This is a genomic window from Streptomyces sp. NPDC005281, from assembly GCF_040607495.1.
GTDB lineage: Bacteria > Actinomycetota > Actinomycetes > Streptomycetales > Streptomycetaceae > Streptomyces.
This window is the reverse complement of sequence record NZ_JBEXGX010000022.1, coordinates 46,699-61,364: the sequence shown is the minus strand read 5'-3', so window position 1 is coordinate 61,364 and position 14,666 is coordinate 46,699. Positions and strand designations below refer to the sequence as shown.

14 protein-coding genes and 2 tRNA genes are annotated in these 14,666 nt (G+C 70.8%); 12 read left to right on the top strand and 4 right to left on the bottom strand.

Translation table 11 applies throughout. The features are described from left to right. Nucleotides 1-213 precede the first annotated feature (213 nt). The 8 genes from ABZV42_RS27975 (at nucleotide 214) to ABZV42_RS27940 (ending at nucleotide 7,956) form a co-directional block, all read left to right on the top strand. A tRNA-Arg gene (locus ABZV42_RS27975) sits at nucleotides 214-289 on the top strand. A 106-nt stretch (nucleotides 290-395) separates the two neighbouring features. After that, the gene (locus ABZV42_RS27970) at nucleotides 396-1,529 is read left to right on the top strand and encodes a gala protein (protein WP_355985984.1); all 1,134 of its coding nucleotides are present in this window, start codon (nucleotides 396-398) and stop codon (nucleotides 1,527-1,529) included. Then, nucleotides 1,526-3,427, top strand: coding sequence for an ankyrin repeat domain-containing protein (locus tag ABZV42_RS27965; RefSeq protein ID WP_356054116.1), 1,902 nt, complete (start codon nucleotides 1,526-1,528; stop codon nucleotides 3,425-3,427). Before ABZV42_RS27970 ends, ABZV42_RS27965 begins: the two co-directional genes overlap by 4 nt. Beyond that, the gene (locus ABZV42_RS27960; RefSeq protein WP_356054114.1) at nucleotides 3,424-4,638 is read left to right on the top strand and encodes an AAA family ATPase; all 1,215 of its coding nucleotides are present in this window, start codon (nucleotides 3,424-3,426) and stop codon (nucleotides 4,636-4,638) included. The genes ABZV42_RS27965 and ABZV42_RS27960 overlap by 4 nt, the downstream gene beginning before the upstream one ends. A gap of 41 nt (nucleotides 4,639-4,679) precedes the next feature. Then, the gene (locus tag ABZV42_RS27955; RefSeq protein ID WP_355985978.1) at nucleotides 4,680-5,837 is read left to right on the top strand and encodes a VWA-like domain-containing protein; all 1,158 of its coding nucleotides are present in this window, start codon (nucleotides 4,680-4,682) and stop codon (nucleotides 5,835-5,837) included. A 113-nt stretch (nucleotides 5,838-5,950) separates the two neighbouring features. Then, nucleotides 5,951-6,385 (top strand): MarR family transcriptional regulator, encoded by a 435-nt coding sequence (locus ABZV42_RS27950; protein ID WP_355985975.1) that lies wholly within the window; start codon nucleotides 5,951-5,953, stop codon nucleotides 6,383-6,385. Further along, complete coding sequence (locus ABZV42_RS27945) at nucleotides 6,382-6,903, top strand: hypothetical protein (RefSeq protein ID WP_355985973.1); 522 nt, start codon at nucleotides 6,382-6,384, stop codon at nucleotides 6,901-6,903. Before ABZV42_RS27950 ends, ABZV42_RS27945 begins: the two co-directional genes overlap by 4 nt. A 195-nt stretch (nucleotides 6,904-7,098) precedes the next feature. Then, complete coding sequence (locus tag ABZV42_RS27940) at nucleotides 7,099-7,956, top strand: transposase family protein (protein ID WP_356054112.1); 858 nt, start codon at nucleotides 7,099-7,101, stop codon at nucleotides 7,954-7,956. Nucleotides 7,957-8,086: 130 nt separating this feature from the next. Here the strand turns inward: ABZV42_RS27940 and ABZV42_RS27935 are convergent, their stop codons facing one another. Continuing rightward, nucleotides 8,087-8,848 (bottom strand): DeoR/GlpR family DNA-binding transcription regulator, encoded by a 762-nt coding sequence (locus tag ABZV42_RS27935; RefSeq protein WP_355985970.1) that lies wholly within the window; start codon nucleotides 8,846-8,848, stop codon nucleotides 8,087-8,089. Nucleotides 8,849-8,938: 90 nt separating this feature from the next. On the opposite strand from ABZV42_RS27935, the gene ABZV42_RS27930 reads away from it, so the two are divergent. Next, nucleotides 8,939-10,207, top strand: a complete 1,269-nt coding sequence (locus ABZV42_RS27930; protein WP_356054110.1) for an MFS transporter — start codon at nucleotides 8,939-8,941, stop codon at nucleotides 10,205-10,207. Nucleotides 10,208-10,469: 262 nt separating this feature from the next. On the opposite strand, the gene ABZV42_RS27925 is transcribed toward ABZV42_RS27930, so the two are convergent. Next, a tRNA-Met gene (locus ABZV42_RS27925) sits at nucleotides 10,470-10,544 on the bottom strand. A gap of 576 nt (nucleotides 10,545-11,120) precedes the next feature. Next, nucleotides 11,121-11,606 (bottom strand): Lrp/AsnC family transcriptional regulator, encoded by a 486-nt coding sequence (locus ABZV42_RS27920; protein ID WP_356054107.1) that lies wholly within the window; start codon nucleotides 11,604-11,606, stop codon nucleotides 11,121-11,123. Between the two features lie 81 nt (nucleotides 11,607-11,687). On the opposite strand from ABZV42_RS27920, the gene ABZV42_RS27915 reads away from it, so the two are divergent. The 3 genes from ABZV42_RS27915 (at nucleotide 11,688) to ABZV42_RS27905 (ending at nucleotide 13,670) form a co-directional block, all read left to right on the top strand. Continuing rightward, nucleotides 11,688-12,935 carry a MalY/PatB family protein gene (locus tag ABZV42_RS27915; RefSeq protein ID WP_356054105.1) on the top strand — a complete coding sequence of 416 codons (1,248 nt, stop codon included), beginning with the start codon at nucleotides 11,688-11,690 and terminating at the stop codon, nucleotides 12,933-12,935. A gap of 187 nt (nucleotides 12,936-13,122) precedes the next feature. Continuing rightward, a complete protein-coding gene (locus ABZV42_RS27910) occupies nucleotides 13,123-13,299 on the top strand; it encodes a CsbD family protein (protein ID WP_355985961.1) in 177 nt (58 codons plus the stop codon). 2 nt (nucleotides 13,300-13,301) lie between these two features. Further along, nucleotides 13,302-13,670, top strand: coding sequence for a low affinity iron permease family protein (locus tag ABZV42_RS27905; protein WP_355985959.1), 369 nt, complete (start codon nucleotides 13,302-13,304; stop codon nucleotides 13,668-13,670). Between the two features lie 77 nt (nucleotides 13,671-13,747). Here the strand turns inward: ABZV42_RS27905 and ABZV42_RS27900 are convergent, their stop codons facing one another. Beyond that, the gene (locus ABZV42_RS27900; protein WP_356054103.1) at nucleotides 13,748-14,590 is read right to left on the bottom strand and encodes a methyltransferase domain-containing protein; all 843 of its coding nucleotides are present in this window, start codon (nucleotides 14,588-14,590) and stop codon (nucleotides 13,748-13,750) included. Between the last annotated feature and the right edge of the window lie 76 nt (nucleotides 14,591-14,666).

Sequence of the window (14,666 nt, the reverse complement as noted above, 5' to 3'; positions counted from 1 at the left end):
TTGCGAGCCAAGGGATGCTTCGTCTCGTGGAGTTCGTCCTCGATGGCGCCGACTCGGGCCGTGCCGAGGACGAAAGCGGTCCGATGCGTCCCGCCCATGGACAGCCGGGCAACAAGCGCCCCGAGGACGGGGCTTCGACGTCGCCGAAGCCCGGCACCCCGTGCTGCCGTAACGTCCGAACGCGGATACGAATGGCGCTATGATCAACGTGGCAAGGCTGTAGCGCAGAGGTCGTCGCGCCCAAGCATCGAGCTGGAGGACGTCGGTTCGAATCCGGCCGGTCTTGCCACCTTCGTCGTAGAGGAATGTCGATTGGCGTCGGTTCAGCCTGGGCGGGCGGAGGGCGATGCCGCCCTCGGCGCGCCGGGCACCGGCGATGGACCGGTGGAGTAGTGATGACGCAGCCGACGCCCGTACGCTGCCCCGCGATCGAGCACCCCGACATCCCGATCAGCGAACCCGCCGCGCTGGAGCCGTTGCTCGCCCGGCTGCGGTCCGCGCGGCCGGTCGAGGCCGACGAGAGCTTCCCGCTCGGCACCGTACGTGCGGACGGGCGTGTCGACCTGTGCAAGCAGGGCCTCGGCGCGGGCGGCGCCGCCCGGCTGATGCCCGTGGCGGCCGCGTCCCCGCACGCCACGCACGTCCTGCTGGGCACCAACGCCATCGGCGACGAGGGAGCCCGCTGGGTCGCCGACGCGCTCGCCGACGGCCACGGTCTGCACACGCTCTACCTCGGCTGCAACCGCATCGGCCCCGAGGGTGTCACCGCGCTGGCCGACACGCTGACGACGGACGGCACCGTCCAGGCCCTGTGGCTCAAGCGCAACCCGGTGGGCGATCACGGCGCCCGCGCACTCGCCGCCATGCTCCGCCGCAACACCACGCTGCGCACCCTCGACCTGGTCAACACGGGTCTGACCACCGACGGTCTGCGCGCCCTGTGCGAGACCCTCACCGGTCGGCCCAGCCCGGTGGAACGGCTCTTCCTCGGCGGCAACGGCCTGACCGCGGAGGCCGCCCCGCTTCTCGCGACGCTGATCCGTGAGGCAGGCGTGCGCGAGCTGTACCTCCCCGCCAACCACCTCGGAGACGAGGGCGCCGCGATCCTCGCGGCCGCCGCCGACCCCGCGCGTCCCGTGCGCCTCGGCCTCGGTGGCAACGGCATCGGCCCCGCCGGTGCCCGGGCCCTCGCCGACTCCCTCGCCGGGATCGAGGCACTCGACCTCGGCCGGCCGCTGTCGGCACGCAGCCTCGGCGCACCCGCCAACACCACCGGCGACGAAGGCGCCCACGCGCTGGCCGCCGCCCTGCCCGGCAGCCCGCTGCGCCGGCTGGAACTGTGCCACACCGGCCTGACCGGCCGGGGCGCGAAGACCCTGCTGGCCGCGCTGCCCGACGAGTCAGCCCTGGAGTACGTCGGTCTGGGGCCCGGCCTGCCGCGCAAGGTGAAGCGGTCGTTCACCCGGCGTCTGCGGCCCGTCGGCAGGGCCCACCCCGACCTGCGCGCGATTGGGAGTGTCTACCGTTGAGCTCCCGTGGCGAACTCCGGTGCTTCCCCCCGGACGAGGCGTCGAGCCTGCGCCGGATCCGCCGGTACGCGGTGCCCCGCTGGATGATCGACCGCGCGACCGCCTGCCGCCTGGCCGGTGACTGGCGCGGGGCCTGCGCGGCGGCGAACGTCGACATCGCCTTCGACCTGTCCGAGGTCGCGGGCCACTGCGGCGACGACGTCGCCGCGGCTCTGGAGAACGACCTCCGTCATTTCGCCCCCGACCTGCTGCGCTGGCATCTGCCGCGCACACTCGGGGGGCAGACCACCCTCGCCACTGACCGGACGATCGTGCTCGCGCGCTACCGTCCGAAGACGGCCGACGAGGACCGCCTGACCACGTGCTACCTGCACATCACCACGCCCGCGATGATCGCCGGACCGCAGCGCGTCACCCTGCGGTTCGGCCCGGTGGAGGACGAGCGGGCCGCGGGAGTCTTCGGGCCGAGCACCGACGACTGGCGTTCCGCACGGCACCTGTGGGACGCACGGCACACCGCCGAACTGCTCGAACGCAGCGGCGGCACGGACAGGCCACCGTTCCTCCACGTCGACGCCACCCCGCTCGGCGCGGACGAACTCCCCACCAGCGAACCCGGCCCAGGTGACCCGACGGCGCTGGCCGAGTGGGCCACGCTGCTGCACCAGAAGGGCGAGATCCAGGCCGCCTTCGCCGCCGTAGGCATCGAGGCGGACCTGACACGCGCGCAGAAGTCGCGCCGGTTCCAGGCCGGCCTGGGGGAATTCCTGGGCGGGACCGCGCTCGCCCACACCCGCCTGGAGCCGGAGATCCGCCGCCAGATCGCCGAGGGCGCCAGCGACCGCTTCGTCATCGCCGTGCACTGGCGGACCCACATCCTGCTCGAACCCGCCGACGGGGGCGGACTGCTGGTACGAGCTGTCGACCGGGACGAGGTCAAGGGCGAGCCCCTTCTCGCCGAGGCCCTGTGGCGCAGACTGCCCGACCTCGACCTCCTGCGCGCCGGGGGCGTCGCGGCGGAACACCTGCATCCCCTCGTCCGCGAGGCGCTGTTTCCCGCACTCCCCGTCCCGGCGGGACCGGCCGGGCCACCCGGGCCGACGCCTCCCGCACCGGTGCGGGTCAGGTGCCGTGGCGAGTGGCACGAGGTCGCCTTCCGTCCCGGCGGCGTCCTGGGCATGCCGCACACCGACGAGGAACAGCAGCGTGAACGCGCCCTGCGCGCCTTCGGCGGTGCCGTCGCCGGATGCTTCGCCGTACAGCAGACGTGGACCACCGGAGGCGGCCGGCTGCCCAAGGCGCTGCGGGCGCAGCGCAACGAACTGTTCCTGCGCGCCCAGCACGGCGACACCCCCGGCGTACTGGAACTCCTCGACGCCGGTGTCGACCCCCGCGTGCGGGACGCCAGCGGCCGGACACTGCTGCATGCGCTGAACCTCCTCGACCACGAGACGCTCCTGCCGCGGCTGCTGGCGGAGGGAGTGGACATCGAGGCCCGCGACCAGCGGGAACGCACACCGCTGTACGTGGCGGCCAACGACCTCGGTTCGAAGGCGCTGGTGGAGGCGCTGGTCGCCGCCGGCGCACGGCTCGACGTGATCGACCAGAGCGAGCTGTCGCTGGCCCAGACCGTCCGCCGCTACAAGCGGTCCGACCTGGGCTTCCTCCAGAAGCGCGTCCAGGCGGAGCACCCCGGCATCGGCTCCGAGTGGTGGGACGAGTGGATGGAGGAGCAGGCGGAGCACTACGCCGACGACGACGAGCCCGACGACGAACCCGACCTGCCCGACGACGAGCTAGACGTGCCGGACGACGACCGGGACGTTCCGGATGACGACCCGGACGAGCCCGACGAAGATCCGGACATGCCGGACGACGAGGAGAGCCTGCCCCTTTGAGTACCAACGGCTCCGTCCCCGGCGCGCCGTCGGCCGGCCCGCTGGCCGCCGCGGACGACCTCAACCGCAGGCTGCGCACATGCCGTACCGAACCTGCCGCGAACCCGCAGCTGGAGGCGCTCGCCCTCGCCGTGACGGCCAACCAGCCCGTGCTGCTGTGGGGAGAACCGGGCATCGGCAAGTCCGCCGCCCTGGAGCAGCTCGCCGCCGGACTCGGCCTGCCGCTGGAGACCGTCATCGCCAGCGTGCACGAACCCTCCGACTTCGCCGGACTGCCCATCGTCGGTGACGACCCGGCCACGACCGGAGTCCCGATGGCCCCGCCCGACTGGGCGGTCCGCCTCGCGCGAGCCGGACAGGGTCTGCTCTTCTTCGACGAACTCTCCTCGGCGCCGCCCGCCGTGCAGGCGGCGCTGCTGCGCGTGGTGCTCGAACGACGCGTGGGGAGCCTGGTCCTGCCGGAGGCGGTACGTATCGTCGCCGCCGCCAACCCGCCCTCCAGCGCGGCGGACGGCTGGCATCTCAGCCCGCCCCTCGCCAACCGGTTCGTCCACCTCCAATGGACCCACGACCCACGCACCGTCGCCCGTGGCCTGGCCGGCACCTGGCCGGAGGTCACCGTGCCGGTCGTCGGCGCGGCCAAGGTGCCCGGCGCCGTCGCCCGCGCCCGCGGCGCGATCTCGGGCTTCCTCACCGCCCGGCCGGGCCTCGTCCACCACCTTCCCGAGGACGCCGAGAACCGGGGCAGGTCCTGGCCGTCCCCCCGCACCTGGGAGATGGCACTCAAGCTGCTCGCCACCGGATACGCCGCCGGTGCCGGCCGCGAGGCGCTGGCCGCCGCTCTCACCGGCGCCGTCGGGGACGGAGCGGGCCTGGAGCTGCTCTCGTACCTCGAACACCTCGATCTGCCCGACCCCGACCGCGTGCTCGCCGACCCGGACGCCTTCGCCCTGCCCGAACGCGGCGACCGGCAACTGGCCTTCCTCATAGCGGTGGTCGCCGCCATCCAGAGCGACCTCACCCGCCCCCGCTGGGAGGCAGGCTGGACGGTACTGGCGAAAGCCGTGGACGCGGGCGTGCCGGACGTGGCCGCCCGGGCCGCCACCGACCTCGCGGCGATGCGGCACCTCGACTGGCCCGTACCGCCCGGCATCGACGGGTTCCTGGACCTGCTCCAGATGTCGGGGGCGCTGCCCGGCGGCGGCCGGTGAGGCGCGCGGGGACCACGGGGGATTCCCGGGGTGCCCTGGACATGACCAAACTGCTCGCCGCCCGCTACCGGGCGGCGAGCGACCGCCCGTATCTGGCGGCCGCGTTGTATTCCCTGACCGTTGTGCCGAGCACGGAGCTGTCCACGATGGGCGTGGACCGGCATTGGCGCTGCTATGTGTCCCCGGCCTTCGTCGAGGCGACGCCGGTGCCCGAACTCGCGGGGGTGTGGGTGCACGAGGTGGCGCACCTGCTGCGCGACCACCACGGCCGGGCGGAGCGGCTCCCCGCTGCCGCCCAGAGGGACTGGCACCGCGTCAACGTCGCCCAGGACTGCGAGATCAACGACGATCTGCTCGCCGACGGCCTGCGGTTGCCCGAAGGTCGCATGGAACCACGTCTGTTCGGCCTTCCCGAGGGCCGGCTGTTCGAGGTGTATCTGGACCGGCTGCCGCCGAGCGTGCGTACACCGGACTGCGGTTCGGGTGCCCACGGCCGGCCCGGTCCCTGGGAGCTGCCGGGGACCGCCGGGCCGGCACGGATCGGGGAGGTCGAGGCGCAGGCCCTGCGGAGGCAGACCGCCGAGGCGATGCGCGCCCACCAGCGCTCCCGCGGTTCCCTGCCCGCGGGCTGGCAACGCTGGGCCGAGGAGACCCTGGAACCCACCGTGGACTGGCGGCAGGCGCTGTCCGGCGCCGTACGGGAAGCCGCCGCCTGGGCGGGCGGAGCCGTCGACTACACCTACCGCCGTCCTTCTCGTCGCACCCCGGCGCTGCGCGGTGTCGTCATGCCGAGCCTGCGCCGCCCGCTGCCGCGGGTGGCCGTGGTCATCGACACGTCCGGCTCCATGGGTGACGACGAACTGGCCGCCGCCCTCGGGGAGGTGACGGGTGTCCTGCGTGAGGTGGGCATCCGGGGCAACCGCGTGACCGTGCTCGCCTGCGACGCCGACGTACAGGCCGTGTCCCGGGTGACGGCCACCGAACAGATCACCCTGGGCGGCGGTGGCGGTACGGACATGCGCGTCGGTATCGAGGCCGCCCTCGCCACGCCCGACCGCCCGAACATCGTCGTGGTCCTGACCGACGGGCTCACCCCCTGGCCCCAGAAGATGCCGCCCTGCCGCGTGATCGCGGCTCTGATCGGCTCCGCCGGACAACAGCCGCCGAGCTGGGTGGAGACGGTACGCATTCCCGCCTGACGCCTCGGGCGCCGCGCACATCGCATTGGCTTTCGAGCTGGGGAGCGATTGAGATCGGGGCGCGATCGAGTCCTGCTTGCAGGATGTACAACGAAATCGTATAGTTCGAAATCGTGAAGTCCGAATCCGTGCCATCCGAGTGGTCGGCCCTCCTCGTGCTCCAGCGGGCCACCCACGCCACCCTGCAAGTGCTCGCCGCAGAACTCGTCGACCTGGACTTGACTGCCTCCGAGATCAACGCACTGGCCAACCTGGCCGATGGCCGGGGCCGGACCGTGTCCGAACTCGGCGCGGCCGTGGGCACTCGCCCTACCACGCTGACCAGTGTGCTGGACCGGCTTGAACGACGCGGCCACATCACCCGCGGCACCCGTCCCGGAGACCGGCGCGCGGTGCTCATCGAGCTCACCCCCACCGGACATCTGACCGCCGCCACAATCCGCCAGGCCATCACCGACCTGGAGCACCGTGCGCTCCAGGGGCTGCCACCCGAGGCCATCGCCAACTTCCACACGGTCCTCCAGGCATTGGCGAAGGTTTCCTCATGAACGAGCCCAACCACGCCCCGCAGGCGCCTCACCTGCACGGGCTGATCAAGGGGCTGAGGTCCTCCAGCCCACCCACGGCCCATCACGGACCGAACGGCCAGGACTCCCAGTCGCACGGCATTGATGCAGATGCCTTCTCGGAGTTGATGGCCGAGGTGATGGCGACCGCCGAGCACTTCGGCCACCGGCAGCACATCCAACTCACCTGGCTCGCTGTGCGGCGATACGGCACCGCTGAGGCGGTCGACCTGGTCAGTAACGGAATTCAGCGCACCGCCCGCTACGCGGGGGCACCCCAGAAGTACAACGCCACTGTCAGCCAGGCCTGGGTCGAACTGGTTGGGCACCACGCGGCGGCGCAGGACGTCAATGACTTCGCAGCCTTCGCCGAGCACCATGCGGCACTGCTCAACAAACGCCTGCTCGCCCGCTTCTACCGACCCACGACCCTCGCCAGCGCAGAAGCACGGACCGGCTGGGTCGAGCCAGACCTCGCCGCCTTCCCCTGGCAACACTGACCCGAACCCCGGAAGGCCACGGGCAAGATCGCCGCAGCGGGGACGTGACGCAACAAGGACCGCACGATTCGGGCGAGTTGTGAGTCAAGCCTGGGCCCGTGCGGCCTGCTCCCATCCTGCCCTGTCCGGCGTCGCGCACGTCTCGGCGAGCTGATCGAAGAGCTCGCCCCGACGTGGAAGGCCGCGCGCGAGTCGGTGCTGCACGAACGCCGCGGCGGCAGTCGGCGGCGCGCCGTCGGAGCCGGACCCGACCACCGGTTCGTCTTCATCGACCGCGTGCCGGTCACCCTGGTCGTGCTCCGACTGGGGATGCCCCACGCCGCGCCGGCCCAGATGTACACGGTGGACCGCTCCACCATCTCCGGGGCGGTCCGCGAGATCCGTCCGCTCCTCGCCGCACGCGGATTCGCCGTCCCCGACCGCCCCGGCCTGCGACTGCGCACCGTGGAAGACCCATTCGCCTACGCCGACGTGGAAGGCGTGGACCTGCGGATCGACGGCACTGACGTACAGGTCCGCCGCCCCCGGACGGGACGCCCGGGCCGCAAGGCGTTCGTGTCCGGCAAGCGTAAGCAGAACACGATCAAGACCACCACCTTCTGCGATGCCCAGGGCCGGACCCTGTTCTCCGGGGCGGCCCGGCCCGGTCGAATGCACGATCAGACCTCCGTGCGCACCGAAGGCATCGCCGAACAGTCCCGCCTCCGTCCCAAGGTCAAGGCCGAGATCGACGCGGGCTACCGGGGACTGGTCAACGAGTTCCCCGACCAGGTCAGCGCCCCGCCGAAGAAACCGAAGCAGGACGCCCCGCTCGGCGATCGCTACGCCTGGCGCGAGGCGCGGCGACGTCAGTCGTCCCGGCGGATCTGTGTGGAGCATGCCAACGCCGAGTCCGCACAGTGGCGCCCGATGCAACGCTTCACCGGCAGACGTGAAGACTTCGCCGAGACCCAGGCCGCGATCGCCGCACTGGTCTCGGACCGCTCCGCCCTCCGGGCGACCCGGCATCGGACGAGCACCGAACTGGTACTCGTCCACCCGATCGCCCGCTGATCACCCACCAGCCGAACCGTCAGGCCGACACGCCCCGACGTCAATCGCTCCGCGGCTCGTTACCGGGGTGGCGACTTGGCCCCCTCGCCGTCGCCGTCGCCCTCGCCGGCGGGGCCGGGCGGCCGCGTGATCAGACGGTTCTGACCACGGTGCCGGCGTCTTCGAGTGCGGTCACCTCGTCGGGCGGCGCGGTGACGTCGGTGACGATTGTGTGCAGCAGCGTGGACGGGCCTACGTGGGCGAAGGCGGTGTGGCCGAGCTTGCTGCCGTCCGTGGCGAGGACCACGCGCCGGGACGAGGCGATGCCTGCCCTTTTCACCGTGGCGTCGTCGAGGTCGTAGGCGGTCAGCCCGTCGGCCGCGCTCAGTCCGCAGCAGCCGATGACGGCGGTGTCGAAGCGCAGGGCTGCCAGGGAGGCGAGGGTGAGGGGGCCGGTGAGGGCTCCCTCGGCGGCGCGGGGCTGTCCGCCGGGCACGACCAGGGTGGCCGGGCCGGGTGTCTCTCCGAGCAGGTGGATGGCCTGGAGCGACAGCGGCACCACCGTGACTGGCCGCTCGCGCAGGAGGCGCGCGACCTCCAGGCAGGTGGTGCCGCTGTCCAGCAGTACGCTCTCGCCGTCGGCGATGAGAGTGGAGACCTCGGCGGCGATCCGGCGCTTGGCGTCGACCGACTCGTTCGTGCGCAGCGCGAAAGGGGGCTCCTCGCCCCTGAGCAGCAGGGTGCGGGCCCCGCCTCTGACACGTTCGAGGACGCCTTGGGCGGCGAGGGTGTCGAGGTCGCGCCTGATGGTCATCTCCGAGGCGCCGGTCAGCTCCGCGAGTTCTTGGACCGTGGCGTCGCCGGAGTCCCTGACGGCCTTCGCGATCAGCCCGTGCCGGTCTGCGTTGCTCATAACGGGATTGAACACCACCTCGCAATGAACATGCAACGCGTTCACTTATCGACCTTTCGAACATTGAAATTGTTCGTTACGGTGGGCGGCATGGAACGATCGCTTCGAGCCGCCCGCGTGGCGACCTATGTCTACTTCGTGCTGTGCGGCACCTTGATGGGCGCCTGGGTGGTGCACATTCCCGCCGCCGAGGAACGCGTGGGCATCAGTCACGCGACGCTGGGCGGCCTGCTGGTCCTGCTCGGGCTCGGTGCCTTCGTCGGCATGCGGGTGGCTGGCCCCCTGGCCGACCGCTTCGGCGCAAGGGCCGTGGTCCCGGCCGGCGGAGTGCTGTGCGGCGCGGCCCTGATACTGCCCGGTCTTGCCCGGGACCCGTGGTCCCTGGCGGGAGCGCTGCTGGTCTTCGGGTTTTGCAACGGCTGCCTGGACGTGAGCATGAACGCCCACGCGGTGCACGTGGAGAAGGCCTACGGGCGGCCGGTCATGTCGGGCTTCCACGCCACGTTCTCCGTCGGCGGTGTGGTCGCCGCGCTCGTCGCGGCTGGTGCCGCGAGCGAGGGCCTGGACCCGGTGGCGAGCATGGCCGTCATGGGAGCCGTCGGCATCGTGATCGCGCTGGCATCCGCACGCGCCCTGCTGCCGTCCGCACCGGCCGCCGGAAGTCCCGGTTCGGACTCCGGTTCCCGCTCGGACTCCGGCGCCGACTCCGACTCCGGTGCTGACGCCGACTCCGTCAAGGAGGGCAAGGCATCACCGGCCGTCACGCCCCGCGGCATCAGGGGACGCATCCGGCTCCTCGCCGTCCTGGCGCTGATGGTGATGCTGTGCGAGGGCGCCGCCAACGACTGGAGCGCCCTGCACCTGAAGGACGTCTTGGGCGCGCCCGGTAGCACGGCCGCGTTCGCCTACGGCACTTTCGCGGCGGCCATGACCATAGGCCGGCTGCTCGCCGACCGCCTCGTCGCCCGGTTCGGCTCCATGGCGATCCTGCGCCACGGCGCGTCCATGGCCGCGGTCGGCATCACTCTCGTGGCACTCGGCCCGTGGATGTGGGCCGCGTTCGTGGGCTGGGCGCTGTTCGGTCTGGGCCTGTCCGGCACTGTCCCGCAGTTGTTCAGCGCGGCCGGTCACGCGGACCCAGCGGCCGCCGGCGCCAACGTCTCCCGCGTCGCCGGGCTCGGCTACGTCGGCATGCTTGCCGGTCCTGCGGTCATCGGCTGGCTGACCCACGTCGTCGCCCTCAACCACGCCTTCGTCCTGCTGACCCTGCTGTGCGTGACCACGGCTGTCGCCGCGGGAGTCCTGCGCACCGAACCGACTCGCACGCCAGCGCCTGAGCCGGCACCCGTCGGCCATTGACCGCCGATGCGGTACGGCCCCTGACCCCGTACCGAGACTGACGCTGCCTGCAACGGCACCAGGCTGCGTCCACGCCGCCCCAGCACCAGTCCGCAGGCCCTGGCGACGAGCGGTCGTAGCTCATCCACAGCTCGGCCTTTTCCACAGGGAAGGCCGAGAGCGGACGGCCGGGAGCTGGAAGCCGATCTCGGACGGCGCGGTCGTCTCGACTCCGAAAATGCTCCGGCCCCTCTGCCACTGAGGCAGAGGGGCCGGATTTTCGTAGCGGGGGCGGGATTTGAACCACGCGACCTCTGGGTTATGAGCCCAGCGAGCTACCGAGCTGCTCCACCCCGCGTCGACTTCCAACACGGTACGGGATAGCGACGGGGCCGTGCGCGGAATTATGTGGTGGCCGGGCGGGAACGGGTTGGCGCAGTTGACGCGCCGTGGCTGCGCCACCGGTGATGACGGCGTGGCGAGACCGGTGGAGTGGCGTCGTCGTTGTGTGGGAAGAGGGCCCGCTTCCGGCGTCGGCGTGTAGCGCGGCGGTGCGCGGGCCGTCCCGGTCGGCGGCATCGGCCCGCCCGCCGGTGCCCGCGACGGGGCTTGACGTAGATCTCATCATCTTGCTCGGCACCAGAGGCAACCTGGATGAAGCTCTCGCCGCCTGTCGCTCCACGCGTCTCCAGCCAAGGGACCCATGGCCCCGGCGATGCCGTCGCGGCCCGCTCGGCCATCGCGTCAAGGTCAGTTTCGGAGAGCGTCTCATCGATGGACATGCCCGGATCATTCATCCCGATCAACCCACAGTCCATGGACCAGAGCTGACACGTCGACAGCCACTCTCGTTACGGGACAACTCTCAGGTCGCAACCGTCACCCTCCGGGTCGTACTTCCGGACGGTACCGGCCTGCCGGTGCGAGACCGTGCTCAGGCCGGGTCGGCCGACGGAGGTGCCTCGTGTGAGGGGTGTTCGGGCAGGGGGCGGGGGTGGACGGCCTGTTTCATCACGATGGTCGAGTTGAGGCCGCGCACCCCCGGCAGATGCATGAGTACCGATTCGTAGAGGCGCTGGTAGGACGGCAGGTCGGCACTGACCACGCGGATGAGGTAGTCGGGTTCGCCGAACAGGCGCTGCGCCTCGATGATTTCGGGAACGTCGGCGAGGGCCGCGTCGAATTCGGTGACGGCGTCGGGGCGGCTGAGGGTCGCGAAGAGCAGGACCTCGAATCCGTAGCCCATGGCCGCCGCGTCGACCACGGCACGGTAGCCGCGGATGATCCCGGCCGCCTCCAGTTCCCGGACGCGTCGCTGGCACCTGGACACGCTGAGCCCGACCTTCTCGGCCAGCTCGGTGAGCGTGATTCGGCCCTCCGACTGGAGAAGGGCAAGAATTTTGCGGTCCGTGACGTCCATGCGTAAAAGGCTAGCGCCGACAGGGGCATCAGGAGCAAACGTCGCGAACAAATTGCGTGCGGTCCTGGCTAGCATCCAGTCATGGGAACTCACACCAATCCCCACGGCCGGGCACGGCAGAGCCCCTCGCGGGCCGAGGCCGGATCGATCTTCGACACCGTCGTCGACCGCAGGAACAGCAACTCCATGAAGTGGGCCCGCGCCCACCTGTTCCTGACGACCGACGAGGCCGCGGCCGACCCACTGCCGATGTGGGTCGCCGACACCGACTTCAAAGCCCCGCAGGCCGTGCTCGACGCGCTCCATCAGGCGGTGGACCACGGCGTCTTCGGGTATCCCGGTGGCGCGAGCGACAGCTACCTCGACGCCGTGACCGGCTGGCAGGCCAGGCGGTTCGGCTGGGAGGTGCCGCCCGAGTGGGTGTTGCAGACCGCCGGAATCATCACCACGCTCAAGACGGTTGTGCAGGCGTTCTCCGCGCCCGGGGATTCGGTCCTGATCCAGCCCCCGGTCTACGTTCATTTCCACGAGGACGTTCTGCTGAACGGGCGTCACCTCGCGTTCGCGCCGCTTCAGCGGACCGACGACGGCTACCGGTTCGACGCCGGGGTGTTCGAAGCCGCCATTCGTCCCGACACCAGACTGTTCATCCTCAGCCACCCGCACAACCCCACCGGGAACGTGTGGACGGAGGACGAACTGCGGACCATGGGCGAGATCTGCGCCCGGCACGACGTCCTGGTCGTCTCCGACGAGATCCACGAGGACCTCATCATCGGCCCGGACCGCAAGCACATCCCCTTCGCCTCGCTCGGAGAGGAGTTCGCACGGAACAGCATCACCTGCACGGCTCCGAGCAAGACGTTCAACCTTCCCGGTCTGCAGAGCGCCAACGTCTTCGTGCCCGACCCCAGACTGCGGGAGGAACTGGCGCGCCAGTACGAGCGCAACGTGTTCCCGCTGGTCAACGTGCTGGGGATGGTCGCAGCCGAAGCGGCCTACGTGCACGGTGAGCCCTGGCTGGAAGAGTTGCTCACCTACCTGCGAGGCAATCACGCGCACTTCGCGCAGGCGGTCAACTCCGCCACCGCCAAGGTGCGGGTGCTGCCGGCCGACTCCCTGTATCTGGCGTGGATGGACTGCCGGGGACTGGGGATGGACGCGGAGGCACTGGACAAGTTCATGCTCACCAGGGCACGGCTGTGGCTGGACAAGGGGCAGAAGTTCGGGATCGAGGGCCACGGCTATATGCGGGTGAACCTGGGCTGCCCCCGCTCGACGGTTGACGAGGCGGTGGACCGCCTGCTCACGGCCGTCGAGAACATGTGAGCACCGGACTCCTGTTTCGAGGTGCCTAGGTGTATGGGCGCCGAGGCCGCCCATGTCCGTGGCCGTACGCCTTCCTCGTCTTTTCGGGGCGGGCCGGTTTGCGGTGCCGCCTGCGAGGCCACACGGTGAAAGGAAGAAAGCGACCCACCGCGTCTCGTAGGCGCGTACCCGGAGGACGGCGACGACGATGTTCCAGGGCAACGCGAAGGCCAAGCAGATCAAGGGAAAGGTGAAGGAGACCGTCGGGAAGGCGCTGGGCGACACGTCGGTGCAGCGGGCCGGCCGCCGGGAGCAACTGCGCGGCAAGGCGCAGGAGATGACGGAGAGGGCTTCGGCGCGCGTGCGCACGTGGGCCAAGCACTGACCATGGCCCTACAGCACCCGGCCGACCGCGGTGGCGACGAACGCGGGAGATTCGAGCGGCTCGCCGAGGCCGGGTCCAGGTTCACCAGCTCGCCGGTCTTCTTCGCGTTCTGTATCCTGCTCGTCTCGCTGACGGTGGCCGTTCACGTCGCCGGTCTCGCTGCGGAGTGGCTCCTCCTCGCCGGCGAGGCGATGACCGCGGTGACGCTGCTGCTCCTTGCTCTGCTGAAGAATTCCGAGCTGCGGTCCGAGCGGGCGATCCAGCGCAAGCTGGACGCCATCGCCTCGGCGCTGCTGGAAGCGCAGCAAGGCGCACCCGGCCAGGCCCATGAGGATCTGAGAAGAGTGATCCGCATGGAGGACGAGACCTAGTCTCGGGCGATCGTTCGGGCATGGGTATCCCGAGACAATTTTCGTCGACGCTTCGGCGAGCCCCCGGTCGGAACCGCTTAGCTGGAACGCTGTCCGACACGGAGGACGCTCAGATAGCGGCGTGACGCTCGGTCGCCCATCCGTGTGCGGATACGTTCGGCGATGGCGTCGAGCAGGGGCTCACGGACGTCGCGGGCGAGCCTCCGATACAGCGACGTCGAGCGGAGAAGATCGGCGAAGCCGTCCCCGTCGAACCACTGAACGGCCGGGTACCACCGCACGATCGTCGGGCCGAACAATCCTCCGGGATCCTCGACCAGGCCCCACCCCTCGCCGGTGGTGCGCACTTCGTCTTCCAGCGGCGGACGGCCCCAGCCCGGGTCTCCGGGGCAGAACCGCTGGTGGAGATCGGCGGTCTCGGCGTATACCTCAGGCTCTCCCGGCCGACGGACAACGACGTTGCCGAGCAGCGCCATCCAACCGCCGGGGCGCAGCACGTCGTGCGCTCGCTGCCAGCCGACCCCCGGGTCGACCCAGTGCCACGACGACGCGGCCACGAGAACATCGAAACGCCGGCCACGGTCGTCCCACTCCTCGAACGTCGACGTCTCGATCCCGACGTTGTGGAACATGGTGCTCCGACGGCGGGCGAGCGCGGCCATGTCCGCGCCAGGCTCGACGGCGGTCACCGTGCATCCGAGCGCTGCCAATGAGCGAGTCGCCTGACCGGTACCGCAGCCCACCTCCAGTACCGACGGCCGTTCGTCCATGCCGGTGACGGCGACAAGATCCGCGAACAGCTCGTCGGGGTATCCCGGCCGGACGCGGTCGTAGAGCTCCGGCACCTCGTTGAACACGCGTCCGAGGGAGTGCGGATCGAGGGCGCGAGGGTTCGGGGGCACCACGGGGTCATCGGCCACAAGCGCACACCTTACGAGGCTGCGGTGGGTGACGTCCGGCGTGCTCGATCGGACGTATGCGGGTGAGGATTCCCCC